General features: G+C 46.3%; 19 protein-coding genes. 4 read left to right on the top strand and 15 right to left on the bottom strand.

Going from position 1 to position 24421, the window contains the following annotated elements; all coding sequences use genetic code 11:
• Positions 1–100: 100 nt before the first annotated feature.
• Positions 101–3919: a TIM-barrel domain-containing protein gene (locus AC3WS5_RS09080; protein WP_492466985.1), complete on the bottom strand. Its 3819-nt coding sequence runs from the start codon at positions 3917–3919 to the stop codon at positions 101–103.
• A gap of 297 nt (positions 3920–4216) precedes the next feature.
• Here AC3WS5_RS09080 and AC3WS5_RS09075 point away from each other — a divergent pair, with 297 nt between their 5' ends.
• Positions 4217–5725: a DNA recombination protein RmuC gene (locus tag AC3WS5_RS09075; protein WP_492466984.1), complete on the top strand. Its 1509-nt coding sequence runs from the start codon at positions 4217–4219 to the stop codon at positions 5723–5725.
• Between the two features lie 81 nt (positions 5726–5806).
• Here AC3WS5_RS09075 and AC3WS5_RS09070 read toward each other — a convergent pair whose 3' ends face one another.
• The 5 genes from AC3WS5_RS09070 to AC3WS5_RS09050 form a co-directional block, all read right to left on the bottom strand.
• Positions 5807–8074, bottom strand: coding sequence for a monovalent cation:proton antiporter family protein (locus AC3WS5_RS09070; RefSeq protein WP_492466983.1), 2268 nt, complete (start codon positions 8072–8074; stop codon positions 5807–5809).
• Positions 8075–8129: 55 nt separating this feature from the next.
• Positions 8130–8642 (bottom strand): DUF2207 family protein, encoded by a 513-nt coding sequence (locus AC3WS5_RS09065; protein WP_492466982.1) that lies wholly within the window; start codon positions 8640–8642, stop codon positions 8130–8132.
• Positions 8643–8650: 8 nt separating this feature from the next.
• On the bottom strand, positions 8651–9820 hold the full coding sequence (locus AC3WS5_RS09060) for a DUF2207 domain-containing protein (RefSeq protein ID WP_492466981.1): 1170 nt from the start codon (positions 9818–9820) through the stop codon (positions 8651–8653).
• Between the two features lie 92 nt (positions 9821–9912).
• Positions 9913–10470 carry a LemA family protein gene (locus AC3WS5_RS09055; protein WP_492466980.1) on the bottom strand — a complete coding sequence of 186 codons (558 nt, stop codon included), beginning with the start codon at positions 10468–10470 and terminating at the stop codon, positions 9913–9915.
• A 243-nt stretch (positions 10471–10713) separates the two neighbouring features.
• On the bottom strand, positions 10714–11922 hold the full coding sequence (locus AC3WS5_RS09050; RefSeq protein ID WP_492466979.1) for a Gfo/Idh/MocA family protein: 1209 nt from the start codon (positions 11920–11922) through the stop codon (positions 10714–10716).
• A 279-nt stretch (positions 11923–12201) separates the two neighbouring features.
• Here AC3WS5_RS09050 and AC3WS5_RS09045 point away from each other — a divergent pair, with 279 nt between their 5' ends.
• From AC3WS5_RS09045 to AC3WS5_RS09035, 3 genes are all read left to right on the top strand, one after another.
• On the top strand, positions 12202–13251 hold the full coding sequence (locus AC3WS5_RS09045) for a dipeptide epimerase (RefSeq protein ID WP_492466978.1): 1050 nt from the start codon (positions 12202–12204) through the stop codon (positions 13249–13251).
• A 106-nt stretch (positions 13252–13357) separates the two neighbouring features.
• Complete coding sequence (locus AC3WS5_RS09040; RefSeq protein ID WP_492466977.1) at positions 13358–15289, top strand: menaquinone biosynthesis decarboxylase; 1932 nt, start codon at positions 13358–13360, stop codon at positions 15287–15289.
• A 9-nt stretch (positions 15290–15298) separates the two neighbouring features.
• Positions 15299–16204 (top strand): TraB/GumN family protein, encoded by a 906-nt coding sequence (locus AC3WS5_RS09035; RefSeq protein WP_492466976.1) that lies wholly within the window; start codon positions 15299–15301, stop codon positions 16202–16204.
• A gap of 60 nt (positions 16205–16264) precedes the next feature.
• Here the strand turns inward: AC3WS5_RS09035 and AC3WS5_RS09030 are convergent, their stop codons facing one another.
• From AC3WS5_RS09030 to AC3WS5_RS08990, 9 genes are all read right to left on the bottom strand, one after another.
• Positions 16265–16459, bottom strand: coding sequence for a hypothetical protein (locus AC3WS5_RS09030; protein WP_492466975.1), 195 nt, complete (start codon positions 16457–16459; stop codon positions 16265–16267).
• A gap of 182 nt (positions 16460–16641) precedes the next feature.
• Positions 16642–17109, bottom strand: coding sequence for an Rrf2 family transcriptional regulator (locus tag AC3WS5_RS09025; RefSeq protein ID WP_492466974.1), 468 nt, complete (start codon positions 17107–17109; stop codon positions 16642–16644).
• 105 nt (positions 17110–17214) lie between these two features.
• Positions 17215–17523 carry a DUF59 domain-containing protein gene (locus AC3WS5_RS09020; protein WP_492466973.1) on the bottom strand — a complete coding sequence of 103 codons (309 nt, stop codon included), beginning with the start codon at positions 17521–17523 and terminating at the stop codon, positions 17215–17217.
• 54 nt (positions 17524–17577) lie between these two features.
• Positions 17578–17997: a SufE family protein gene (locus tag AC3WS5_RS09015; RefSeq protein WP_492466972.1), complete on the bottom strand. Its 420-nt coding sequence runs from the start codon at positions 17995–17997 to the stop codon at positions 17578–17580.
• A gap of 64 nt (positions 17998–18061) precedes the next feature.
• Positions 18062–19276, bottom strand: coding sequence for a SufS family cysteine desulfurase (locus AC3WS5_RS09010; RefSeq protein WP_492466971.1), 1215 nt, complete (start codon positions 19274–19276; stop codon positions 18062–18064).
• Positions 19277–19342: 66 nt separating this feature from the next.
• On the bottom strand, positions 19343–20644 hold the full coding sequence (sufD, locus tag AC3WS5_RS09005) for a Fe-S cluster assembly protein SufD (protein ID WP_492466970.1): 1302 nt from the start codon (positions 20642–20644) through the stop codon (positions 19343–19345).
• Between the two features lie 134 nt (positions 20645–20778).
• Entirely contained in the window at positions 20779–21531 is a 753-nt protein-coding gene (gene sufC, locus AC3WS5_RS09000) for a Fe-S cluster assembly ATPase SufC (protein ID WP_492466969.1), read from the bottom strand.
• Between the two features lie 154 nt (positions 21532–21685).
• Positions 21686–23161: a Fe-S cluster assembly protein SufB gene (sufB, locus tag AC3WS5_RS08995; protein ID WP_492466968.1), complete on the bottom strand. Its 1476-nt coding sequence runs from the start codon at positions 23159–23161 to the stop codon at positions 21686–21688.
• Between the two features lie 525 nt (positions 23162–23686).
• Positions 23687–24304, bottom strand: a complete 618-nt coding sequence (locus AC3WS5_RS08990; protein WP_492466967.1) for a hemerythrin domain-containing protein — start codon at positions 24302–24304, stop codon at positions 23687–23689.
• Positions 24305–24421: the final 117 nt, after the last annotated feature.

The following is a 24421-nucleotide window of genomic DNA, read 5'->3' as shown; positions in this document are numbered from 1 at the left end:
CATCTGGCTCTTGAAACAAGCGTTAAATTTATTACATCGCAAAATATTCAAAAAATAAATTTAATAACTATTGAGGTTAGGCCTTTCCTTGTTCCGTTGATCACCAGGATATTGTTTCCAGCCTTTTGTCCACCAGCATCCCATCCTTTGACGTCAGGTTGTAATGCAGGTCGCGTTTTGCTTTGAACCTGATCAGGAACAAATCCTCCGTGCCGCTCAGTGTTTCCTGATCGCCGACATTAATAAATGTCGGGTAAAGCGCCTTTTGCCTATTGGAATGCAGGCGGTCGCGCGTCAAATTCTCCATTTTTTTCAAATGAAGAGGCGTTACTCCCAAATATTCATAATCGGTGCCTTCATAAGGCAATGCAAAACTGATGGCATTGACCAGGTTCAGGCCAACGCCCTTAACCGTAATATTGATGGTGTCGCCCTCCTTATAGTTCAGACGGTCCGCCACTAGTTCCACTTTACCGACAAGTTGTTCTTTGCTTTCCTCCCAGGCGCCTCCGTCGAGTTGTGTGGCGACAACTGACACGTCGAAAGCGTCTATCAGGTCATTTTTGTTTAGGTCACCCTTACTGATATAACCTTCGAAATCAGCATCGCCTTTACGCAGGCCCAGGTAATTCATGTATGAAGTGAGATCGTTCCTGTCTATGAGTTTATCATTGTTGATATCCCCCGGGATATAACTTTCTGTACCCGGGACTTTGAACACATACAATTCACGACCGGAGCCAAATTTGCCGATGGCATCCGTTATCTCCACTTTAATGTATCGCAGCGTCGGTTTGTCTTTAAATAGAAACTCCTTAACATGGTCATCCCGTTTCCAGTCAAAACTTCCCGCTTCGTTCCAGTGCGTTTTATCATAACTATAGAAGACGGTGCCTTTAAGCAGGGTGCCGTTGCCGGCGTTTTTCCTGGGAAGGTATTGGAACTTTTCTACCTGATTGATGCTATTCAGGTCTATGACCATATTGAACGGCACGGCCGCTGAATCCCATCGCGTATGCCACAAATCATTTTCATCAAAATTGAATAAATTGGCAATGCCTTCACCCGGCTGGTTTTTTACACTAACCCTACCCGTGATCCCCCGGATGGCAAATTGAAGGGGATTGGATAAGGTGATTGCACTGAAAGTTACCCAGGACGAGCTGGTAGTTTTATTGATAGCTCTTATTTTAAAAGAATAATTTGTTTCGGGTTGCAGACCATCGAACAGAAAGGAGCTGTCCCGAATGGTACTATAAAGCATCCCGTTGAATTCAATTTCATAGTAATCAGCGGCAGGGATGGATTGCCAGGTGGGTTTCAGACTGAAAGGACCGCGATTGGAGTCAGGCATGTTTTCCCGCACTAATGGCAGTTTGCCAGTCCTGACTTTGGAAAAATCTTCAGGTCTGAATGCATAACCTTCGATAGATAGTTTTATATCTGTGGTGGAAATATTGACGGGTGCAATCTTTACCCAGATCTGTTTATTTTTCCTGATTCGGATCTTTTCGAACCTGCCACCAGGAGTTGCAAGCCGGTTCAGTTCAGGGCTGGTATAAAAATAGACATTGTCTTTACCGTTAAAATCATCTTCCGATAAGGCCTCCCGTAGGACGACCTTTTCGTTGTTAATGGTGACGGTTATTTTTTTGGGTTTTGAGGTTGCATTGATTTTAAACACCGTCGTTTTTGTTTTCTCAAGCCCGTTGAAGCTGCCTTTTGTCGAGTGTACCGTGATGACGGCAGTTTCATTTTTTGCTTCGCTTTCTATCAGGGTTGTTGCGGTCTTGTTTTGTCTATACTCTTCTGTAAAACCATCATCGTCGAAGTCGGTAAAAGAAGTTTTCCCCGAAGGATAAAGTTCAAAAATTCTCAACCGGTTATTTATTTCGGAAATATGATTATTTGCGTTAGCCATCGGGATGATCGCGCCGGCCTTTACAAATACCGGCAGTTTCCAAAACGGGGCACTGATTGAGTTAATGACTCTCCCTCCGGAGTAAATCTCACCCGTAAAATAATCGATCCATTCGCCGGGGGGCAGATAAACATTGTTTCGTATGTCATTGCCGGAGTCATCCGCCCTGGTATTCTGATAAACAGGCGCCACCAGGAAGAAGGGCCCATACATAAATTGGTATTGTGTTGCGGTGCCAAGCGTGTACTTGTTTTTATCCGAGAGCATCATCGCTTGAATCATCGGCAGGCCATCAATGGCTTCGCGTGCGATACTGTACGAATAGGGCAGCAATTCACTTTTTAGTTTCAGATACATCCGGTTGATGGATGTAGCCGGCTCGCCCAATGCGCTTGGATATTTCTCATTGGCGCCCCATCCGTCCATATTTAATTGCATTGGGGTAAAAGTTTTCCATTGAAAATCGCGGATATTCACCGGAACATTTTTACCGCCGAAAATTCCGTCCATGTCGGACGTGATATTTGGTTGTCCTGAGAGTCCTGAACCGATGTAAGTAGGAATGTGAAAACGGATATATTCCCAGTTTCCACCGGTTTGATCGCCGGTCCAAATGGTGGCATATCGCTGTGTGCCCGACCATCCGTCCAGCGATATAATGAAGGGCCGTGCGTTGTTGCCGTATTTAGTCATGATCTGCGCTGCATCGGCCACGCCGCTTAATCCGAAGGAATAGCCTGCGCCCACCCAGGCGACATCGGTTTTCAGAACGCGTACACCGGCATCCCTGACTTCCTTCACGATATCTCTTTGAAGTAACGGACTGATTCCTGGCTTGGGGTGGAGGTCGCTTTGTGTCCATAAACCAATTTGCACCCCGTTTTTGCGGGCATAGTCACCGAATGATTTGAGGTTGAGAATATTGCTGTCGAGCGTACTGGTCTGGCCGTAACCTGCGCCGTACCCATCGTTGGGAAGAATCCACCCAAGCGGAAGATCGTGTTTCTTGTACCGGTCCACCACCGCTCTGGCTGAAAACTGATAATTATTTTTTTCACCATTCAGTGATTCTTTAACTCCGCCGTTGTTTGTCTGGCTTTCCAGGTAACGCCTATGGTCTTCGAAAAGGATTCCCTTGTTACCGGTACTGTCTTCACGCCAGTAGTCGCGGTTGTAGGCGTTAAGGTGACCCTCATAAAAACCGAATTTAGGCAGCAGGATAGGGTGCCCGGTCAATTGGAAGTAATCATTCAGAAGTGCCTTCGGTGTGTCATCGATCATAAAGAAAACGTCAAAATAATTTTCGTTATGGAACAATTTTACTTTGCCTTTTTCTGTTGCGCCAAAATCATACCTGCCCGGTTTAAAAGTATACCACATCACGCCGTACCCGTTCGTGCTCCAAAAAAACGGGGTAGGGGATGCGACGCCGCCGTCGGTCCAGCTATTTTGATTTTCAATGGCTATTGTTTTTCCTTTATGCGAAAAGCGTCCGTTTTGAACGCCACCGCCGAAGAAGTATTCGTCCGTCGATTCTTTGAGGACAAGGCTGGATCTGTTGTTTTCCAGCATGATGGGTGTCAAGAAGCTACAGGCCGTTTTGCCGGTCTGCAGATTAAGAACCTGGATGATCCCGGCCTTTTTGTTGACTGAAACGGAAACCGACCGGGTCTGGATTTTGATCTTGCCCGCCCGATCTTCCATTTGCAATGTTGCAATTTTCGCGCGTGGCTGATCTACCAGTATTTTAGCTGGTGGATTTGCAACAGGGTCCTGTGGTTTGATATTATTTGTGCTTGCGAAAACCCTGAAGATATTTTCACCGTAAAAGTCAATGTAGCAATGCTGGTTATTTTGATAAGTCAGTTCAACAGTCGTGTTGTTTATCGACCGCGCTGATTGGATGCCGGATACCGATTGCTGCGCGAATGAATGGCTGAAAATAAGCAGAAGACCGATATGGATCTTCATATGCTTTGAGAGTTTTTTAGGAATCATCACAGATGGTTTTAGCTTCATCACGGGTGGTAAAGATAAAAATTAGTTGCGCTACTCATGCTGTACCCATATTTTTCAGGGAAATTCCAACGCTGGATAAATGAGTTTAATAATTTTGAGATATTGATGGCTAAGGAAAACTGCGAATGCCGAAGGTCCGAAAAGCTCCAAATACAGTACAATCCTTGTATGAGCGAGCGACGGTTGAAGGTAGATTTGGTGTACAGGCCCTTGGATTGCGAAAATTGTGAGGCTGTCTCAGATTATAAAGTTGATCACAACCCGTAAATTTACCCGATGGAAAATCTGTTTATAGTTGCCCTTATTGCGCTGTTAGCGGGCGCTATCGTAACCTGGATCATACGCAAACTGTTGTTTGAAAAGGATCATGTACCGACGGCCGATCTACGAAGAGTAGCGGACCAGCTGGCGGCAACGGAAAAGGATCACGCCGTACTTCTGGAAAAGTTTCAGGCTTTGTCGGGCAGCCAGATGAAACTGGCAGAGGAACATCAGTCCCTGCAAACGAACTTTCGGGAACTGAGTGATACTAATGCCAGAAATGAAGAGCGGATAATATCGCTCACTAGTGATAAAAATATTGCACAGGATTTATTGACGCAGCGCGATGAGAGCCTGGAGAAAGGCAGGTTGGAAATTGCTGAACTGAACGCGAAACTGACCAGGCAGGAAGCACAACTGAAATACCAGGCGGAGCAACAGGAGAAATACCTCAGAGACCTGGAGGCGATGAATACCCGGCTGAAGAATGAGTTTGAAGTGCTGGCCCAGGAAGTGCTGGACAAGAAGTCCCAGAAATTCACCGACCTGAATGCCGTAAACCTCAAAGGAATCCTGGAACCCCTGAAAGAACAGCTTAGCCAGTTTAAAGCAAAAGTGGAGGAAACCTATGACAAGGAATCCAAACAACGGTTCTCCCTGGAGAAAGAAATTAAAACCCTGGTGGATATGAGCCAGCGGGTCAGCGACGAAGCCAATAACCTGACCAAAGCCCTGAAAGGCGACGTGAAAAAGCAAGGCGACTGGGGCGAAATGATCCTGGAGAGCGTGCTGGAGAAGTCAGGGCTCGTGAAAGACCGGGAATATTTTTTACAGGAGACCTTAAAAGATGATGAAGGAAGAATCATTAAAAATGAAGCTGGTCAGGCTATGCGTCCGGATGTTACTATCTATTACCCCGACAAGCGCTGCCTGATCCTAGACGCTAAAGTCTCTTTAAATGCGTATGAACGATTCGCGAACGCCGATGACCCGGACCAGCAGGAAGCAGAATTGAAAGCACATATTCAATCACTCCGTGCCCACATCGACGGGCTGAGCGCCAGGAGATACCATGCTTACGTACAATCACTGGACTGGGTGGTGATGTTTGTTCCCATAGAACCCGCATACCTGGTGGCTTTGCGAAAAGATCCGGATCTCTGGCAATACGCTTATTCCCGGAGGATTATTCTGGTCTGTCCATCGAACTTACTGGCCGTCCTCAAAATCACGGCCGATCTGTGGAAACGGGAATATCAGAACCGAAACGCGTTGGAAATTGCAGAACGAGGAGGCAGACTGTACGACAAGTTCGTGAATTTCGTGAGTACAATGACTGAACTGGGCGGCACAATTCAGAAGGCGCACGCGACTTACGATAAGGCTTACGCGCAATTGACCACAGGTCCGGGTAACCTGGTCCGCCAGGCCGATCAGCTAAAACAACTGGGCGTCAAAGCCGAGAAACAACTTCCCAAAAACCTGACGGACTCGGAATCGAATGAACCGCCATTACTCATGTGACAGGGGATAAGTTATGAAACGGACGGATCTTAAAAGGGTCGGAACAGGAAGTTTTTAAGTAAATTAAATGAATGGCTGAGATCACGTTGCCTTATTCAACGCAGCAATTTTCTTCCTGTCGCCAAAGATCAGCAGGATATCACCCCAGTGGAGGACGGTAGAAGATTCCGGGTTCAGGATCCTTTCATCTCCGCGCTGAATGCCTATGATCAGACCATTAGTTTGCTCTCTGATTTTTGATTCGTAGATCGTTTTGTCCTTTAGTTTTGTGTGCTCGTCAACCAGCACTTTCTGAAGTGAAATATCATCCAGTTGAATTTGCGCAAAAGGAATGGATTCACCCGCATCGAAGACTGGCTTAAAGACTTTGAGCTGTTCGTCAGTCGCGATGATACCAGCGTAATCATAGGGGAGCAGGCGGTTATATCTGCCGGGGACATGGATGAGCTGCTCCCCCCGTTTTATATATGCGATATTAATACCATATTTTTCGCGCCATTGCAATTCGGCCAGGGGTACACCTGCATAAGCGGCCAGTGGGTTGACCAGCAGTTCCACCAGGTGGGCATCCCAATCCGACAGGTTGACCTGATCGGCTTTGCTTTGGGGGAGAACCGCGCCCTTAGCTTGCCGGGCAGCATCGGCTTCACGTTCATTGAGATTAGTGATAAAACGCCGTTCGATCCGGTTATAGAATTTCTGAATATATCTTGAAAAAAGGATCAGCAACAGTATCGTGATAGGGATTACAACAAAAATCGCCACGGTTTTGCTTGCCAGGCTATCCACCCAAAAACCGATGAACAGGATTCCAACAACAATCCTGAGGAATTCTATCGCTAAAAGCGGTCCCCGGTTATACTTACTATCCATCCAAAGCTCCTTGTAAGCCTGCACCTGCGGTTTGCGGGCCATTAATCCCCAGAGGAACGGGGCAGCAAGGGCGAGGGTGATGATCACAATTAAATAGAGTTGCAGGGGGCCGGGGGGGACTCTTTCTATAATGAACGGTGCCAGGAAGTGACTAGAAAATAAATAAAGGGCAACCAGAATGATACCATTTGTCAATACGATTCTCCCATAAGATTTGAGTACGATCTTCCAGTCGTTCTCAGCCTGTATCTGTTGCGTGCTCGACGAGTAACGGTTCATTCTCTCGACCCATTCCGCCGGTAACCATTTCGTGATGGCGTTGTAAAAGTTATCGGCGTATTTAATCATGTAGGGTGTAGTAAATGTAGTGATCGCACTGGCGCCAACAGCCACAGGAAACAGGAAATCGGAGATCACACCCAGTGAAAGTCCCAGCGTAGCGACGATAAAAGCAAATTCCCCTATCTGTGCCATGCTCATACCTACCTGGATTGATTGTTTCAGAGACTGCCCAGAAATCAACGCGCCGAGTGTTGTGCTGAAAAATTTACCGAAAAGTGTCAGTAGGGTTACCAGTAGGATCGGCCATTTATAGGTTACCATTGCTTGTGGATCGATCATCATACCCACCGAGACAAAAAACACGGCGCCGAATAGGTCTTTAACTGGTTTGATAACATGTTCAACGCGCTCGGCGAAAGTGGTTTCCGCAATAATAGAGCCCATGATAAAAGCACCAAGTTCTGCCGAGAACCCAACACTGGTGGCCAGTATGACCATGCCCAGACACAAGCCGAGTGAAAGTATTAGCAGCATTTCATCATCCAAAAACTTTTGGGCCTTTTTCAAAAGGGTGGGTAACAAAAAAATACCCAGGATAAACCAGATGATCAAAAAGAACATCAGTTTAAGAATGGTGAAAATAATTTCAGATCCCTCAAAGGCACGGGTGACGGAAATGGTGGACAGTAATACCATCAAAAGAATGACTACAATGTCTTCCACGATGAGTACGCCAAACACGATCCGCGCGAAATTCTTGGTCTTTACGCCAAGGTCGTCAAATGCTTTCAGGATAATGGTTGTGGAAGAACTTGCCAGCATACCGCCCAGGAACATACTGTCAATGGTGGACCATCCCATGGCGATCCCCAGAAAATATCCCGTTATGGTGATAAATATTATTTCGACGAAGGCGGTAATGGAGGCTGATCCACCTACACGCATTAATTTCTTAAAACTGAATTCAAGACCCAGGGAAAACAACAGGAAGATAACACCGATCTCAGCGAGTGTCTTGACATTTTCTGAATCCGCAACCGTGGGGGTCAGTTTGAAATAAGGACCTACCAGGAAACCCGCGATGATATAACCTAATACCAACGGTTGTTTGATGGCCTTAAACAGAAGTGTTACAAAGGCGCCAACAATCAGTATCAGTGCTAAATCTTCTATAAGTTTCGGTAAATGACCCATCCGCAAAAATGTTTTAAGAGCTCGGAAGATAAAAAAAATTTTTTACCCCCGTGTTTTACCAGCTTCCGCCGCCTCCGCCTCCAAAGCCACCGCCCGATGAACCCCCTCCTGAAGAGGAGGGCGAACTGACCATCGTTTCCGACATTTTGGACATTGACCTGGAAAAACTATCGGCAAACGCCGCAGTGCTAAAAGCCTGTCCAGCCGCATAACCAGACGACCCGGAATACCATCCCGGAGGCGGCACATCCAGTCCGTTGAATTTTCCGGCCCATTTAGCGGCCATACCAAAGGCTACGGCGTAAGCCAGTGTTTTGTCAAAATAGGAAGGGTCTTCTTTTAACATTCTTTCAAGCTGCGTCTTTTCAGCTTTTTGCACAAACATCTTGAAACCCAGCACCTGTCGTTTGGCTTCGTCACCCTTTACCGTGGGTTTTCCCATAAAGGCGGCACTTAGAATGGCGAGTACCAGGCAGACAACCCCCCAGATGATCGCGGCGGGAATCCCGACGAAATAAAACAGTGCAGCGGCTCCGGCTACGCCGAGAAGTATAAATACAATCGCCATGATATATCTTAATGCCCCGACCTCATATCATAGAAATTCTCTAAGCGAATCACGCTGGACAAGTCGCGTTTGGCGAGCTCCATCGTTTTGTAAAAACTATTTTTCAGGCTGCTGATCGCGACCTCATCACCCCCTTTAAATAGTCCCTTAAAAATAGTGTACTCATAAGGTTCCAAACCGGCAGGAAGATCTTTCATTTTCCGCAGAATGGTATCGCCATGACCTAGCAACCATTCTTTCTTTTTCTCGGTTACCGTCAGATAGCCACCCGATCCCCAATGCGGAATCAGCGATGTAAGGTCATGCGTGTCAGTCCGGTCATTGACCAAATACCCTGCCTTTACCGGATCAATACTTTTTGGTGGAAAGTATTCTACCGCTACGACCAGTTTATCGTCTTTGCCAAATTTATTCCAGATCCTGTAATAGAACCAGATCAGTGGCAGGAGCAGCAATAACCATTGATAATCTTCCCACAATTGCCTGCTATCAGACTTAATATTCAGGTAACCTTTAGGTAGTTTAAGCAAAACGGTCATGTCTTTTCCGTTTCCCAGTTCTTCGGTTGATTTACCGGAGAGTACGCCGCCAGTGTAATGATATTCCGCTTTACCGGTGGTGCTACCGCGCTCTCCGGTATAAACAGCATAACTATTATTGTCCAGCGGCAGTCCGTCAGGCAGGGTGATTTTGAACCGGACCTTTTCAAAAATGGCCTGCCATTCGGTGCCTAACAGGTTCCAGTAAAAAGCGTCCAGACTATCCTCCCGGATAAATGCCCTGTCAACCAGGTATTGAATGGTGTAATGCTGGCTCCCGCTGACGTATTTATCAGGATCGCCAATCTTAATGCCCAGGTTTGACCATCCCCTTTCGGTCTTGTAATCCCAATCCGGGACATCAATACCTGTAACTGAGATTGATCTTTTTTCAATATTCCCTTTCGACGTCTTGAACTTATAATCCAATGGAATCTTACGCCAGATGCCATGTTTTTGTGTTGTAAAAGTAACATCGTAATTTTCTGTCACCTGGAACGAACCGTTTCTCCTGATTGCTATCTCTACATTATAATTGTTCACCGCGAAATCCTGTGCAGATACAGGCTGCAGCATGGTTAGTATGCCAGTCAGGAGCCCCGTCAGGTGTACGTAAATTAGGACCAGATAATGGTTCATAGTGCAGGTTTTAGGTTTATCTGCTATCCACACTAACAGCAGAGTCCCTCCCGGCGCAACGCGATATCAGTTTTGTCCTGCAGCTTTGAAGGTTAGAACTGAACATTGGGAACGTTTTTTTCTTCGGCGGCAGCCTCAAAAAATTCAAAATGCCTGTAGCCGAATATTCCGGCAAACAGTACACCCGGGAAGCTTTCCCCATAATTATTATTATCCCGGACAGTAGCGTTGTAGTACCGCCGGCTGCGTTCAAGACCTTCTTCGATCTCGCTTAGTTTCGCCTGCAGGTCGAGGAAGTTGGTATTGGCCTTGAGCTCGGGATAATTCTCGCTCAGCGCGAAAATGCTTCGCAGCGTTTGCTGGAGCTGATTTTCGGCGGCGATCTGTGCGTTAATATCACTTTTCGGCGCATTCATGGCCAGATTACGGGCGGCTACAACCTTCTCAAAAGTTTGGGATTCGTGAGCGGCGTAACCTTTAACGGTGTTGACCAGGTTAGGGATCAGGTCGTGACGGCGCTTGAGCATTGCGTCGATATTGGCCCAGGCATCCTTTACGGTATTTCTGTTCCTGACAAAGCGGTTGAAGATCCCGATCAATACGACGGCGATCACGAGTATGACGGCAAGAGTGATGATCGTTGTGTACATGGCGTGGATTTTTGAGGCTAAAGTTAAAAAGTTAATCGAAAAAAAGGTCAAATAATTGCCGGGATACCGTTTTTAGGTTATAACGGCGAAGATCGGGAGACGCTGCCGCCTGCGAAGCGCGGTTGGCATCACACGACAGGCTCCCCTTAAGGTCGACAGACTCTCCCTCGTCGGCAGGCCTGGTTGCACACTGCAAAATGTCACCAGGCGGTTTCCTTTTTATGATTCAGATGCTATTTTCTCTCAGACTTTCGAATACTCAGGTTTCCAGACTTCAGTCTTCCCTGATTCAGTAGCCAGGTTACCCAGGTGAACCGCGATGGCGGTATCCCTGCCCGTCAGCTCATTTGAAACAGCCTTCTTTTTGTTCCGGATGCAGTCTTCAAATGCCGTCAGTGCGAATACGGTGGGTTCAATACCTTCCGTATCGGTATAGATCTTCACTGGTTCTCCCTTTGCAATAGCTTCTTTCGTGGCGCCGGTCACCCCATCAACCAAAACCTGTTCCTTTTTCTTTTGTTCAAGGAATAATTTCGCGTAGTTCCTGCCCATTTCAATGGTGCCATCGCTACCCAGGATGCGCATCATATACCCATTGTACTCATTGCTGAGGATAGATGTAACGCTGGATTTAACGCCACCCGGATATTCATAAATAGCACGTACATTGTCGAACGTGGATCTGCCATCTTTCCAGAAATTCACATCACCCATGGCCAGAACCTTTGTGGGATGGGCATTTGTGAGCCAATTCACCACATCGATCTGGTGTGCCGAAAGCTCGGCAAGCACACCGCCGGAATACTCTTTGTACATCCGCCAGTTGATTTGCTTTTCCATTTTTGGATCTTTGACCGCGCGCCTCCAGTTTGAATTGCGATTATACTGCGATTCAAATTGAGTCACTTTCCCGATCAGACCGTTTTCAATCAGCGTTTTTACTTTAGGATACATATCATAGTACCGGTATTGATGTCCCACCTGGAATACCAGCTTGGGATATGCTTTCAATTTTTTCGCAATAGCGATCGCCTGCGCAATATCGTAGGTCATGGTTTTCTCTACATAAGCGTGCTTATTCGCGCTGATGGCATCCAGGGCCATAGCATAGTGCAGGTACAGCGGTGTTGCGATGATCACCGCATCGATGGTTTTATCAGCCAGCAGTTTGTGGTAGTCGGTATAGCTCTTGCTGTTTGCCGCACAAAGCTTCATGCCCGCATTCAGGTTTTCGGGCAGGATATCGCAGCATGCTGCCAACTCAAGACCTGGAATATCCTTCATCACTGTGGCAAGCCCTTGCCCGCGCTGGCCGGCACCGATAAGGCCAACCCTGATGTTCGCGGAGTTTGACGAGGTACTGGCAAAAGAGGGCAGTCCGGAAAGAGCAAGGCCTGACAGACCCACCAGGCCGGTGGAAACAAATTGTCTCCTTGATATACTTTTTTTCATTTTCAATATGGAATTTATGTTAAGAACTCAAAATGCAGCTAAATGGTCTGCCAAAATTAGGCACAGTTCTCAAATTAACCTAATCAGAATGGGACACACTTTAAGCAGGAATCGGGAAAAATCTGTCGGGATGGCCTCTGGATCAGGGTTCTGCGGCGCAAAAAATTGAATGACTGTCAGCGCTTCCCGGGGGCTGTGGAAGCCCGGGATTTCAGTCATTCGGCGGTATCACGTACTTTTGGAGAAACCTGACCGTAGGTTAGATCGGTCATTGTTATTTTGGAATGTAATTATTATCCCTTTCAACTAAAATTCAGATACCCTTTCACCATTTCAAAGGGAACCAAGACGCATCAGCCGACGCTGATCGTCGAACTTAATCACCGGGGGATTGTTGGATATGGAGAAGCTCCGGCAATTAGCTATTATCATATTACCGTGGAAGATATGATCCGGGATTTGACAGCGAAACAGGAGATGATAAAACGCTTTGCGTTTATTGAACCAGATCGTTTCTGGCATTTTCTGCATCACCTTTTTCCCAAAAACCCGTTCCTGGTTTGTGCGCTCGATATGGCAGGATGGGATTTATTTGGGAAAATGAACGGTCGGCCGCTTTACCGGATGTGGAAAGGTGATCCTGCAAGAAACCCTTCCACCGATTATACCATTGGTATTGACAGCATCGAAAAAATGGTCCATAAATTAAAAGAGAAACCCTGGCCAATCTATAAGATCAAGGTGGGAACCGCGGATGATATCTCCATTTTGAAGGCGTTGCGACAGGAGACTGACGCTGTATTTAGAGTAGATGCGAATGCGGGCTGGGATGTTGAAACGGCGCTGAATATCATACCGCAACTGAAAGAACTGGGCGTTGAGTTCGTAGAGCAACCCTTAGCGAAAGACAACTGGGAAGGCATGAAGGAATTGTACGCGAGATCACCACTTCCTCTTTATGCTGATGAATCCTGTGTTTCGGAGGAGGACGTAGCAAAATGTCCGGGGTATTTTCACGGGATCAATATTAAGCTGACAAAATGCTCGGGAATTACACCGGCATTACGGATGATCTCCGAGGCCCGTAAATTAAACCTGGGAGTTATGGTGGGCTCGATGAATGAGAGTACGCTGGGCTCCGCGGCGGTGGCACATCTCCTTCCATTTATTGATCACGTAGATATGGACGGTCCCCTGCTGCTGCAGGATGATCTGGCGACAGGTATCACCTTCGATAATGGCCGGGTTATTTTTAGTGATGAGCCAGGTTTGGGTATCCGTTTCACCGGACTCTTTTCAAAAGATGAAGTTCAGCAAAGGCTGCCCTGATGGCTGGGTCCCTCTTGTGTAGGGTCAGCCCATCCGGATACAAAATAGAATATCTGCCAACCGGGCAGCGGAAAATATCGGATCAATTAAACTGGAAATTGTACTTATGGCATACAAAAATCAACAGGAATTTATTTCGGCGCTGGAAAAGGCTGGCGAGCTGATAAGGGTCAGCGCCTTTGTAGACCCGAAATTGGAGATGACGGAGATAACCGACCGGATCAGCAAACAGCCCGGCGGCGGCAAAGCGATCCTGTTTGAAAATACCGGCTACGATTTTCCGGTGATCATGAACGCCTACGGTAGTCAAAAAAGAATGTGTATGGCGCTGGGCGTAAATGAGCTGGATGATGTGGCGCGGGATATTGAGTCCTTGTTCCATCTTATTTCATCTCCTAAAGAGAGTATGATGGACAAGCTGAAGCTGCTGCCCCGTCTTAACGAGTTTGCTTCCTGGATGCCCAAAGTGATCAAGGGGAGAGGCGAGTGCCAGGAGGTGGTAATGGCTGATGCTGATATTACCAAATTGCCCGTGATTACCTGCTGGCCGCAGGACGGTGGTCCGTTCGTAACCCTACCGGTCATTCATACCAAAGAACCGGGAACGGGAACACGAAATGTGGGGATGTACCGGATGCAGGTTTTTGGACCCAGGCTGACCGCCATGCACTGGCATAAACATAAAGTGTCTGCAAAACATTTCAACGAATATAAAAAGCTGAACAAGCGCATGCCCGTAGCTGTGGCGCTTGGGGGAGATCCGGTCTATGCCTATTCGGCAACGGCGCCGCTTCCCGAGAACGTGGATGAGTATATGCTGGCAGGTTTTCTCCGGAAGAAAAAGGTGGAGCTGGTAAAGTGTATTAGCCAGCCGGAGATTGAGGTACCGGCAGATGCTGATTTCATTATTGAAGGATATGTTGATCCCAACGATGAAATGATCTGGGAAGGACCTTTTGGTGATCATACTGGTTATTACTCGCTTCCAGACTGGTATCCCAGGTTCCATATCACAGCGATCACCCATAAAAGGAGCCCTGTGTATCCTGCGACCATCGTGGGGATTCCCCCTCAGGAAGATGCATGGATAGGAAAAGCCACAGAAAGAATTTTCCTTGCTCCCATCAAAATGACCATGGTCCCCGAAATAACCGATATGGATATGCCGGTGGAAGGCGTTTTCCACAACCTGGTTATTGCCCAAATCAAAAAAGATTATGCCGGCCAGGGTCAAAAAGTGATGAACGCGATGTGGGGTGCAGGGCAAATGATGTTTAATAAAATATTAGTTCTGTCATCTCAAAATAAGGATAATCAGCAAATTAAAATATCGGATTACAAAACCCTTGCTGTGGAGATATTTCAGAATCTGAATCCTTTAACAGATATCTATTTTTCGCAGGGTCCCATGGACGTGCTGGATCATAGTTGCTCAAAAATGGGTTTTGGAGGTAAGCTCTGCATTGACGGAACGCAGAAGTTTGAAGAGGAAAAGGATGATGCCTATGACTTCGATCACCCTATTCCCGAAATCGATGCAGACCAGATTCGCAGCGCCTTTCCCGATATTCACCACATCAATATTTCATTAACGGATATGGGTATACCTGTCTTGATCGTCTCGGTAGAGAAGAAATACAAAGGGCATGTCCGCGAATTGCATAACAAACTGGTCGACCTGGAGGAGATGCTGGGCATAAAGCTGATACTTTATGTAGAGCACACCGTGGATGCGAATGATCTCCCCGTTGCCTTGTGGCGGTTTTGCAATAATATGGACCCGAAAAGAGATCATATAATTTCAAAACAGTTAAGTGGTGATAAGTATCTGGCGATTATTGGGTTAGATGGCACTATCAAGACCAAAGATTTAGATGATTTTCAACGGGATTGGCCTAATATCATTGTTTCCGATGACGAAACGATCCGGAGTGTCGATGAAAAATGGCAGGAGCTGGGAATTGGGGCGTTCATTTCGTCGCCATCATTGCGCTTTAAAGGGCAGATGTATGGAGACAAGGCAGTTGCCAGTGTTTAATATTGATTTATGAAGTACACCGGCACATTTCTGTTTGGGTTCCTTACCGGCTATTTGTTATACGCTCAACCGGGGAGAAGCCAGGTAGCTGCAAACCAGGGACAGACATTTCTTTGGGAGATCACAGGAAGAACGCTGAAGAAGCCTTCCTATCTCTTTGGTACCATACATGTTCTTTGTGCAAAAGATGCCGCACTTGGCAATGAGCTCAAGAAGGTTATCCGGAATGTAGATAAGATCTTCTTTGAGGCCGACCTGGCCGCACAACCTGAGGGCGACAGCCTGCTGGGCTTGTTTAAAATGAAAGATCATGCAACGCTTGCAAGTGTGTTACAACCAGTAGAATATGAAAAAGTAAAGAATTATTTTGTCAACCTGCTGGGAAGCCGGTTTTTTGCGGAGATTGAGAATTACAAACCGATGTTGCTGGCTTCCATGGTGCAGTTTAACGCTCCCGGCTGCGCACCCATCACTTCGCTGGAGCAGGTTATACAACAGGAAGCTTCATCTATAGGAACGCCGGTAGAAGGCTTGGAGAGTCTGGCTTTCCAGGCATCTATTTTTGATAGTATTCCATACCGTGACCAGGCGAAGCAATTGCTGGAGATTGTTAATAACACCTATGACGCCAATAGCGAAATGCAGAAGTTGATGAGTGCATACAGGGCACAGGATCTGCGGCAGATACAGAAGATCACTTACGATGAAAGCTGGAGCCTGCACCGGTTCATTGACCTGGTCGTATATAACCGTAACCGGGAATGGCTGAAAAAGGTGACAAAGATATTTCCTTCACAGTCGATTTTGCTGGCAGTAGGGGTTGGTCATTTGCCCGGGTCCGAGGGACTGATCAATATGCTTAGAAAAGCCGGTTATACGGTACGACCCTTGCGTTATACAATTCCCCGAAAATAAAAAAAACCATCAGGATTGATGGTTTTAACGAGCTCGTCAATTAGATTATTGAAGGTCTAATTATTTTTTAACTGAATCAACAGCGGCATGAGCTGCAGTATCCACGTGAGCGGCTGCAGTGTCAACGTGAGCAGCTGCAGTATCTACGGTTGCACTTACAGCAGAATCAGCAGGAGCAGCTTCAGTTTTGTTTTCACCACTGTTACAAGCTGCAAAGGATACAGCAACCAGAGCAATTACTAATAATTTCTTCATTGTTTGTCTTTTAAATTTAAAAATTATAATTTGGTATTTATACGCAAACTGAAAATAGGTAACCCTATCGGTAAAAAAAATCCTAAAAAAGCTTCAAAATTCCCGGAACGGCAAGATGTAGCATAGAATTTATATTGATTTTCAGATTGATAGCGTTCCGTGAAACCCGGAAAAAGAATAGGTTAGTGCACCCGGATCTGTTCGTATATCCGGTTGAATGCGTTTAAGGCCGTGGACTCAGTCGCGACCAGGTCGGCCAGTGTAATCTTGTCAAGCAGATTATTCAGCGTAAGCTGAACAATTTGCCAAAGTGAACGTGCAGAACAATCGACAGAATGCGTGCAAAAGCGGGTTATACCTGTATGTGCACTGCAGAAGGTTGTGTCAAACAGCACGCCTCCCAGTGCTTCCAACACCTCCCTGATGATGATCTCCGAAGCTGGTTTGGCAAGTACGTATCCCCCCTTGTTGCCCGGCGTACTACGAATAAAGTTAGCCATCCGCAGCGACCGGCAAAGTTTGGCCACATAATGATTTCCGAGCCCTTCCGCTTCACTCAGGCTGGGTATGCTCATGCCTTTGTTTTCGTGGCAGGATGCGATTCGAATCAGAATCCTTAATCCGTATTCTTCCTGTGCGGTTATTTTCATAATTTGTTTACTTCATTCAGTTCGGCAAATGTTTACCATGTTGCCTTCCCGGCCTATCGAATGTCCAGGGAGTTTTCGCCGTATGATAGATCTGATTTATCCGGATCACATGAAGCCCAGTTCCAGCCGGGCAGCATCGCTCATCATACTTCTGTCCCACGGCGGATCCCAGGTAACAATCACGGATACATCATTTACACCCTCAATAGCCCTTAATTTCTGATCCACTTCAACCGGTAGCGACTGGGCTGCCGGGCATGAAGGAGCGGTCAGTGTCATCAGGATCTCAACATTATTTCCCGGTTGCACCTCCACTTTGTAGACCAATCCCAGTTCGTAAATGTTTACGGGAATTTCAGGATCATAAATGGTTTGGATCTCCTTCAATACTTTTTCTTCCAATGTATCATCCATAGGGTCTTGTTTTTTAATTTACTCTTTTACAGGATTCCGGGACTTTCTCTCCGGTTAATTTCCTGATTTGAAAGCCAGCGCGTAATGTTTCATTTGTTTCACCATCGCCAGCAAACCGTTTGAGCGGGTTTGCGCCAGATGGCTCGTCATACCAATCCGGTTAATAAAATCCATTTTAGCCTCCAGTATTTCGTCCGGAGTATGTCCGCTCAGCACCCGGATAAGCATACTGATCAGTCCTTTCACAATCACCGCATCGCTTTCAGCATGAAAATGGACGAGGCCATCGCTGAAGTCCGCTACCAGCCACACGGTACTTTGACATCCCCTCACTTTATTTTCATCCCTCTTATGGACTTCATCCAATGGGGGTAGTTTTTTCCCCAGGTCGATAATGTATTCATACTTATCATCCCAGGAATCAAACAGCGAAAATTCCTCTACTATTTCATTTTCAGTTTCCTGAATGGTCATATAAACTTCTTTTTCCAAAATTTTCGGTTCTCAACTTCAAATATGCTTCCGGCCTGATTGTTTATTATCTTAAAAGCCGCACCGCGTGTTTTACACCGTCCACTAACCGGTCTACTTCTTCCGGGGTGTTGTATACCGCGAAGGATGCCCTGATGGTACCCGGCACACCAAACCTGCTCATCAGGGGTTCTGCACAGTGGTGCCCTGTACGTACGGCAATGCCTTTGTTGTCTAGCAAAATGCCCACGTCCTGCGGATGCACGTTATCAATGACAAAGGAAACCACGCTTATTTTGTCGCTTGCCGTCCCGATGATCCGGAGCCCTTCAACCTCCGACAAACCTTTAGTTGCGCGGGTTAGTAGTTCTTCTTCCTGCCTCCGGATATTCTCTTTCCCGATCTCTGTAATAAAATCAATTGCGGGTTTGAACGCGATCACATCCGCGATATTTGGAGTTCCAGCCTCATACTTGTAAGGCAGTTCATTATACAGGGTCTTTTCAAAGGTGACTTCCCGGATCATTTCGCCACCACCCTGAAAGACAGGCATGGTGTCTAAAATTTCTTTTTTCCCATAGAGTATTCCAACTCCCGTGGGGCCAAATAGTTTATGCGACGAAAAAACCAGAAAATCGCAGTCCAGCTCCTTTACGTCAATATCAAGATGCAGCGCAGACTGTGCTGCATCAATCAGTACTTTCGCTCCTGCTTGATGTGCCAGTTCAATAATTTCTTTCACGGGGTTGACAGTACCCATCGCATTGGAGACATGCATCACGGATACCAGTTTAGTGCGACTGGTCAGGAGATTTTTGTAATCCTCCATTTGCAGTTCACCGGCATCATTAACAGGGACTACTTTCAAAATAGCCTTCTTTTCTTCGCATATTATTTGCCAGGGAACAATATTGCTGTGATGTTCCATTCCGGTGATGATCACTTCATCGCCTTCCCCGATATTTTGCCTGCCCCAGGTATAGGCTACGAGGTTTATACCTTCCGTGGTTCCCCGGGTATAAATGATCTCGGCAGTTTCAGATGCATTAATAAACTCTCTGACCGCCTCGCGGGTTGCTTCAAAATCGGCTGTGGCTTCCTCTGCCAGGCTGTGAATACCCCGATGCACATTGGCGTTGGTTTCGGAATAATACTTCACAAGGGCATCAATAACGCACTTCGGTTTCTGCGTGGTAGCTGCATTGTCGAAGTATGCCAGTGGCTTTCCTTTTACCAGCCGGTTTAAAATCGGAAACTGTTCACGTATTTCGGTCAGGTTCATGTTTATCGTTGATAAAATAATTAATTAGAAAATGTTGTACCCGCGCTTTTTGTTCTGTGCTTCCTTCTATAATGCCAACTGTTTTGCGATCAGGTCATCCACATATAACCTGATCTCACTGGGTTTGATCTTTTGCAGGACATCCAGTGCGAAACTGTGCAGCAACAGGGCTTTGGCGGTCTTATCCGAAATCCCGCGGGATTTGAGATAAAACAACGCCTCCTCGTCCAGGCGACCAACGGTGCATCCATGCGAACATTTTACATCATCGGCAAATATTTCCAACTGTGGCTTTGTATTTACGGATGCGTTTTCGGACAACAGGATATTCCGGTTGCTCTGGTAAGCATTGGTCTTTTGAGCCGGCTGCCTCACAAATATCTTACCATTGAACACCCCGGTAGCATGATCATTCAGAATCCCTTTATAAAGCTCATTACTCAGGCAGTCTGGCTCACGGTTATCCACCACTGTATGATTATCCACGTGAGTGTGACCATTCTGAAGATAAAGTCCGTACAAATTAGCCACACTGTGAGGTGCGCTCATGACCATGTTCAGGTTGTTGCGTACGAGCCCGCCACTCAGAGAGATCGTAATAACATTGGCGATACTTTTTCCCACCTGGTGTACATGGGTCGTGCTGACAACGGTTGAATTGGGCGCATCGTTCTGGATCTTATAAAACTCCAGCACCGCATCCTTTTCAACAGCTATTTCAATAACCTGATTGGTGAAACTCTCATCAGATCCAATAGTGGCAAAGGTTTCGACCATTTGTATATGCGCGTTTTCATCCACGTGCACCAATACGCGCGGCTGTGCAAAAATATTGCCGTTCCGCGCATCGGTGATATTGTACAGGTAAACCGGATGTTTAGCCGTCCGTCCCTTCATTACATGTACGAAAACTCCTTCCTGGATAAACGCCGTATTCAGGGCGTTGATACCATCACGGTGATAATCTGCACTATGCCCGAGGTGCTTTTCAACGATGGGGGCGAATTGGTTTTGCGCTGCTTCGCGCAGCGGCATTATTTCCAGCTCGCCGGAACGCAGCTTTGAAAGCTCGGGATGATAGTGACCATTCACAAAAACGAGCGAGTTCGATTCTTCGTGCCCCGGAAGCTCCAGGGCTTCAAAGTCAGGTGCAGAAAAATTGTGTTCGGTCAGATCTGTTGTAAAATGATAATCATGGTTAAAAAAATCGTTGATCCGGGTATATTTCCATTCCTCATGTTTAACGGAGGGAATACCTTTCTGACTGAATTCGCTAAAAGCCTCGTCCCGCATGGATTTGATATGATTATCCACACTGTCCGCCTGCATTTGCTCAAATCTTTCTTTGAAATATGTAATTGTATCCATTATTATTTCTTATTTCGATATGCCCGCCAACAATCAACAAACGACCTCAGAAACTATTTAATGTAAGGTCGGTGCAGTCTGATCGCTGTATGAATTGACTGGTTGGACGGCCTGATACATCAGGATGCGCCGTTTCAGGCCACCACTTCGTGTTTAATAAAATCGTATCCTTTTTCTTCCAGTTCGTGTGCCAGTTCCTTAGTGCCTGATTTTACAATTCGCCCGTCGTACAAAACGTGCACAAAATCCGGGACGATATAGTTCAACAAACGCTGGTAGTGCGTAACCACCAGGATCGCGTTGTCTTCGCGCCTGAGTTGGTTGACACCATTAGCTACGATACGAATGGCATCAATATCCAGACCTGAGTCGGTCTCATCGAGGATCGCTAGCCTGGGTTCCAGCATAGCCAGTTGAAAGATCTCGTTACGTTTTTTTTCACCACCAGAGAATCCTTCATTCAGGGAGCGGCCCAGCATGGATTGGTCAATCTCAACCAGCTTCATTTTTTCCTTCATCATTTTAAGGAAGGAAACGGCATCCATTTCCTGCTCGCCACGATATTTCCTCACTTCGTTTACAGCAGTCTTCAGGAAGTTGGTAGTACTCAATCCCGGAATTTCAACCGGATACTGAAAGCTCAGGAAAACCCCTTCTCCGGCCCTGGCTTCGGGTGCAAGTTCAAGCAGGTCCTTTCCGTTAAATTCCACCGAACCTTCAATCACTTCATATTCTTCTTTTCCGGCCAGTACGGAAGCCAGTGTACTTTTTCCGGAACCGTTGGGCCCCATGATGGCATGAACTTCACCGGCCTTTATTTCCAGGTCAATACCTTTTAATATTTCTCTGCCTTCTATTCCGGCGTGTAAGTTTTTAATTGATAACATTGTTACTATTTACGATTTTATTTAGGTTCTAATTTGATGGCGCTGCGTTCAGGATTCACTCCAGCCTCTTTTCGGCAAATCCCCGCGGAATGGGAATGCGAAAAGGATATTGAACGCGCCAGAAAAAATTTGTTGAATTTCGGGACTCACGGTCTTACCCAACACTTCCTTCCAGGCTGATCTCCAGCAACTTTTTAGCTTCCACCGCGAACTCCATAGGAAGGTGATCCATCACTTCCTTGGCAAAGCCGTTGATGATTAGGGCCACAGCTTTTTCGGTGTTAATACCACGCTGGTTACAGTAGAAGATCTGGTCTTCCCCGATTTTTGATGTGGTTGCCTCGTGCTCAACGATTCCCGTATTGTTTTTCACTTCGATATAAGGGAATGTGTGAGCGCCGCATTTATCTCCCAGCAGCAGTGAATCACACTGGCTGAAATTTCGTGCGTTCTTCGCGTTCCTGCTTACTTTTACCAGCCCGCGATAACTGTTCTGACTGAAACCGGCTGAAATCCCTTTACTCACAATACGGCTACGGGTGTTTTTACCGAGATGCAACATTTTGGTACCTGTATCGGCTTGTTGAAAATGATTAGTAACGGCCACGGAGTAAAATTCGCCGGAGGAATAATCGCCCTGTAAAATCACGCTTGGATATTTCCAGGTGATGGCTGAACCGGTTTCCACCTGGGTCCAGGATATTTTAGCATGGGAGCCTTTACATATCCCACGTTTTGTTACGAAGTTGTAGATTCCACCGTTGCCCTCTTTATCACCAGGGTACCAGTTTTGTACCGTGCTGTATTTAACCTCGGCATTCGCGTGTGCTATAATTTCCACTACTGCGGCATGCAATTGGTTTTCATCCCTCCTTGGGGCGGTGCATCCTTCCAAATAGCTAACGTATGCACCTTCATCGGCTATGATTAGGGTACGCTCAAACTGACCGGTGTTTTCTGCATTGATCCGGAAATAAGTTGAAAGCTCCATCGGGCATCGGACCCCTTTGGGAATATAACAGAAAGATCCATCGCTGAATACGGCTGAGTTAAGTGCGGCAAAAAAATTATCCGAAACCGGCACCACCGTACTCAGGTATTGCCGTACCAGATCGGGATGTTCTTGAATCGCTTCGCTCATGGAACAGAAGATAATTCCCAGTTCTGCCAATTGCTCTTTAAACGAAGTTCCAATGGAAACGCTGTCGATCACGGCATCTACCGCAACGCCTGAAAGCCTTTTTTGTTCAGCCAGCGATATCCCCAGTTTTTCGAAAGTCCGGAGTAATTCAGGATCTACTTCGGAAAGATTTGCCGGCTTCACTTTCTGCTTGGGAGCCGCGTAATAAATCACTTCCTGGAAATCTATTTCAGGATATTTAATATTAGCCCAGCCGGGTTCGGTCATTTTCTGCCACTGCGCAAATGCTTTCAGTCGCCATTCCAGCATCCACTCCGGCTCATTTTTTTTAGCAGAAATAAACCGGATGGTATCTTCGCTCAAACCTTTCGGCGCCGACTCCATTTCGATATCGGTAACGAAACCGTATTTATATTCACCGTTTACCTGTTGCTCAATGGGATCGAGGACTATCTCGGCTTGTTTGTTATCTATTTGATCTGTATCCATGCTCATACTGCAAAGATATATCTATTTGTACTAAAAAGTATAAATGAAATGCAAAGGCTTTGATTTTTTTTGAGGGTTTAAACGGTATCCAATCTTTTTTGCTATTGTACCCTACTACCCGCCAGCGACTTACCTGCCTGAAACGGCGGAATGAACCGGGCTGTTTTGCGTTTTTTTGGCTTTGTCATATGGATAAGCCATCTCCGATAGCCTCTGTTCGTTCCAAGTCCCGCCGCGAAAGTATCTTCCGGCCGGTAATTCAAAAACCTGACCCATGGGTACGGTAATATGAAGAAATCCGGAAATAGCCGCTGACAAGGGAAAATAATAACCTGATTTATTTTTCCCTGGGATATGAGGTCGTGTCATAAAAAAACCTGCCGATTACCGACGGACCTGAACAATAAATGGTTCGGGTTCCTATCTGTAAAGGCAGGGTAAAAGCTCAGGCGGGCTGTGACTGCTGAGATGAGACTATGAATAAGGCTAATCCCGTTCGCAATCGCCGACACCCGGTCTTATTTCTTATTTTGCGGCTGATGGTTCTGCGTGTTGCGGGGAAGCCTCTCCAAACGCCTCAACGGTCACGGTTTCCAGCGCAACAGCCTTTGGCAGCAGTACTTCCTGCTTTAACTTGAAATAAGGTATCAGTTTGCTTTCAAACTCTTTCATCTTGTCATATAGCGTGTCATAGACTTTTTCGTTGCCGGGAGGGGCCTGAAAATTATTTGTCAGTTTTCTGAGATTACGAAGGTTTTGAACCGAGAGTTTTATTTCTCTCGATGCAAGGCGAATCATTTTAACCGGTGATCCAGTGTCGGATAATTTGTTCTGATTTTTATCGCGCTGCGTGCGCACCATTTGCCTGATAGCCGGAAATACAACATTTTCTTCCCGGACCATTTCATGGAGAAGATCCCGGATAAAATAGAAAGTCTTATTTGCCAGCAGCGAAAGCCGTGGTGAAAAGTCAGTATTTTGCCCCGCAACTTTTTGAACCAGGTTGTTTACCACCCTGGCTTGCTGCCTGATGTACCGGTGATAATTTTCAACAATGTGGTCTGCAAGTTTATCTGCTTCCCAACTTTCATAGGCCTGGGTGGCAGATAGGGGGCCAACCAGACTAAATTCTTTTTTCTGCATAGTCATCATAATATTTTGTTTGAATTGTTGCGATATGATAAAAATCTGTTTCCGTTTCAGTAATCTTCACGATGAGGTCAGGGACCTTACACTTCATAACGTAATTACTGATCTGAT

The organism is Niabella sp. CPT15-335-S11 (assembly GCF_058792415.1).
Note: the sequence above shows the minus strand (reverse complement) of the source record. Positions and strands in the feature narration are given on the sequence as shown.

Coding starts and splice junctions, on each gene's coding strand:
- AC3WS5_RS09080 (WP_492466985.1), bottom strand. CDS start 3,919: ATGATTCCTAAAAAACTCTCAAAGCATATGAAGATCCATATCGGTCTT.
- AC3WS5_RS09075 (WP_492466984.1), top strand. CDS start 4,217: ATGGAAAATCTGTTTATAGTTGCCCTTATTGCGCTGTTAGCGGGCGCT.
- AC3WS5_RS09070 (WP_492466983.1), bottom strand. CDS start 8,074: ATGGGTCATTTACCGAAACTTATAGAAGATTTAGCACTGATACTGATT.
- AC3WS5_RS09065 (WP_492466982.1), bottom strand. CDS start 8,642: ATGGCGATTGTATTTATACTTCTCGGCGTAGCCGGAGCCGCTGCACTG.
- AC3WS5_RS09060 (WP_492466981.1), bottom strand. CDS start 9,820: ATGAACCATTATCTGGTCCTAATTTACGTACACCTGACGGGGCTCCTG.
- AC3WS5_RS09055 (WP_492466980.1), bottom strand. CDS start 10,470: ATGTACACAACGATCATCACTCTTGCCGTCATACTCGTGATCGCCGTC.
- AC3WS5_RS09050 (WP_492466979.1), bottom strand. CDS start 11,922: ATGAAAAAAAGTATATCAAGGAGACAATTTGTTTCCACCGGCCTGGTG.
- AC3WS5_RS09040 (WP_492466977.1), top strand. CDS start 13,358: ATGGCATACAAAAATCAACAGGAATTTATTTCGGCGCTGGAAAAGGCT.
- AC3WS5_RS09035 (WP_492466976.1), top strand. CDS start 15,299: ATGAAGTACACCGGCACATTTCTGTTTGGGTTCCTTACCGGCTATTTG.
- AC3WS5_RS09030 (WP_492466975.1), bottom strand. CDS start 16,459: ATGAAGAAATTATTAGTAATTGCTCTGGTTGCTGTATCCTTTGCAGCT.
- AC3WS5_RS09025 (WP_492466974.1), bottom strand. CDS start 17,109: ATGAAAATAACCGCACAGGAAGAATACGGATTAAGGATTCTGATTCGA.
- AC3WS5_RS09020 (WP_492466973.1), bottom strand. CDS start 17,523: ATGGATGATACATTGGAAGAAAAAGTATTGAAGGAGATCCAAACCATT.
- AC3WS5_RS09015 (WP_492466972.1), bottom strand. CDS start 17,997: ATGACCATTCAGGAAACTGAAAATGAAATAGTAGAGGAATTTTCGCTG.
- AC3WS5_RS09010 (WP_492466971.1), bottom strand. CDS start 19,276: ATGAACCTGACCGAAATACGTGAACAGTTTCCGATTTTAAACCGGCTG.
- sufD (WP_492466970.1), bottom strand. CDS start 20,644: ATGGATACAATTACATATTTCAAAGAAAGATTTGAGCAAATGCAGGCG.
- sufC (WP_492466969.1), bottom strand. CDS start 21,531: ATGTTATCAATTAAAAACTTACACGCCGGAATAGAAGGCAGAGAAATA.
- sufB (WP_492466968.1), bottom strand. CDS start 23,161: ATGGATACAGATCAAATAGATAACAAACAAGCCGAGATAGTCCTCGAT.
- AC3WS5_RS08990 (WP_492466967.1), bottom strand. CDS start 24,304: ATGCAGAAAAAAGAATTTAGTCTGGTTGGCCCCCTATCTGCCACCCAG.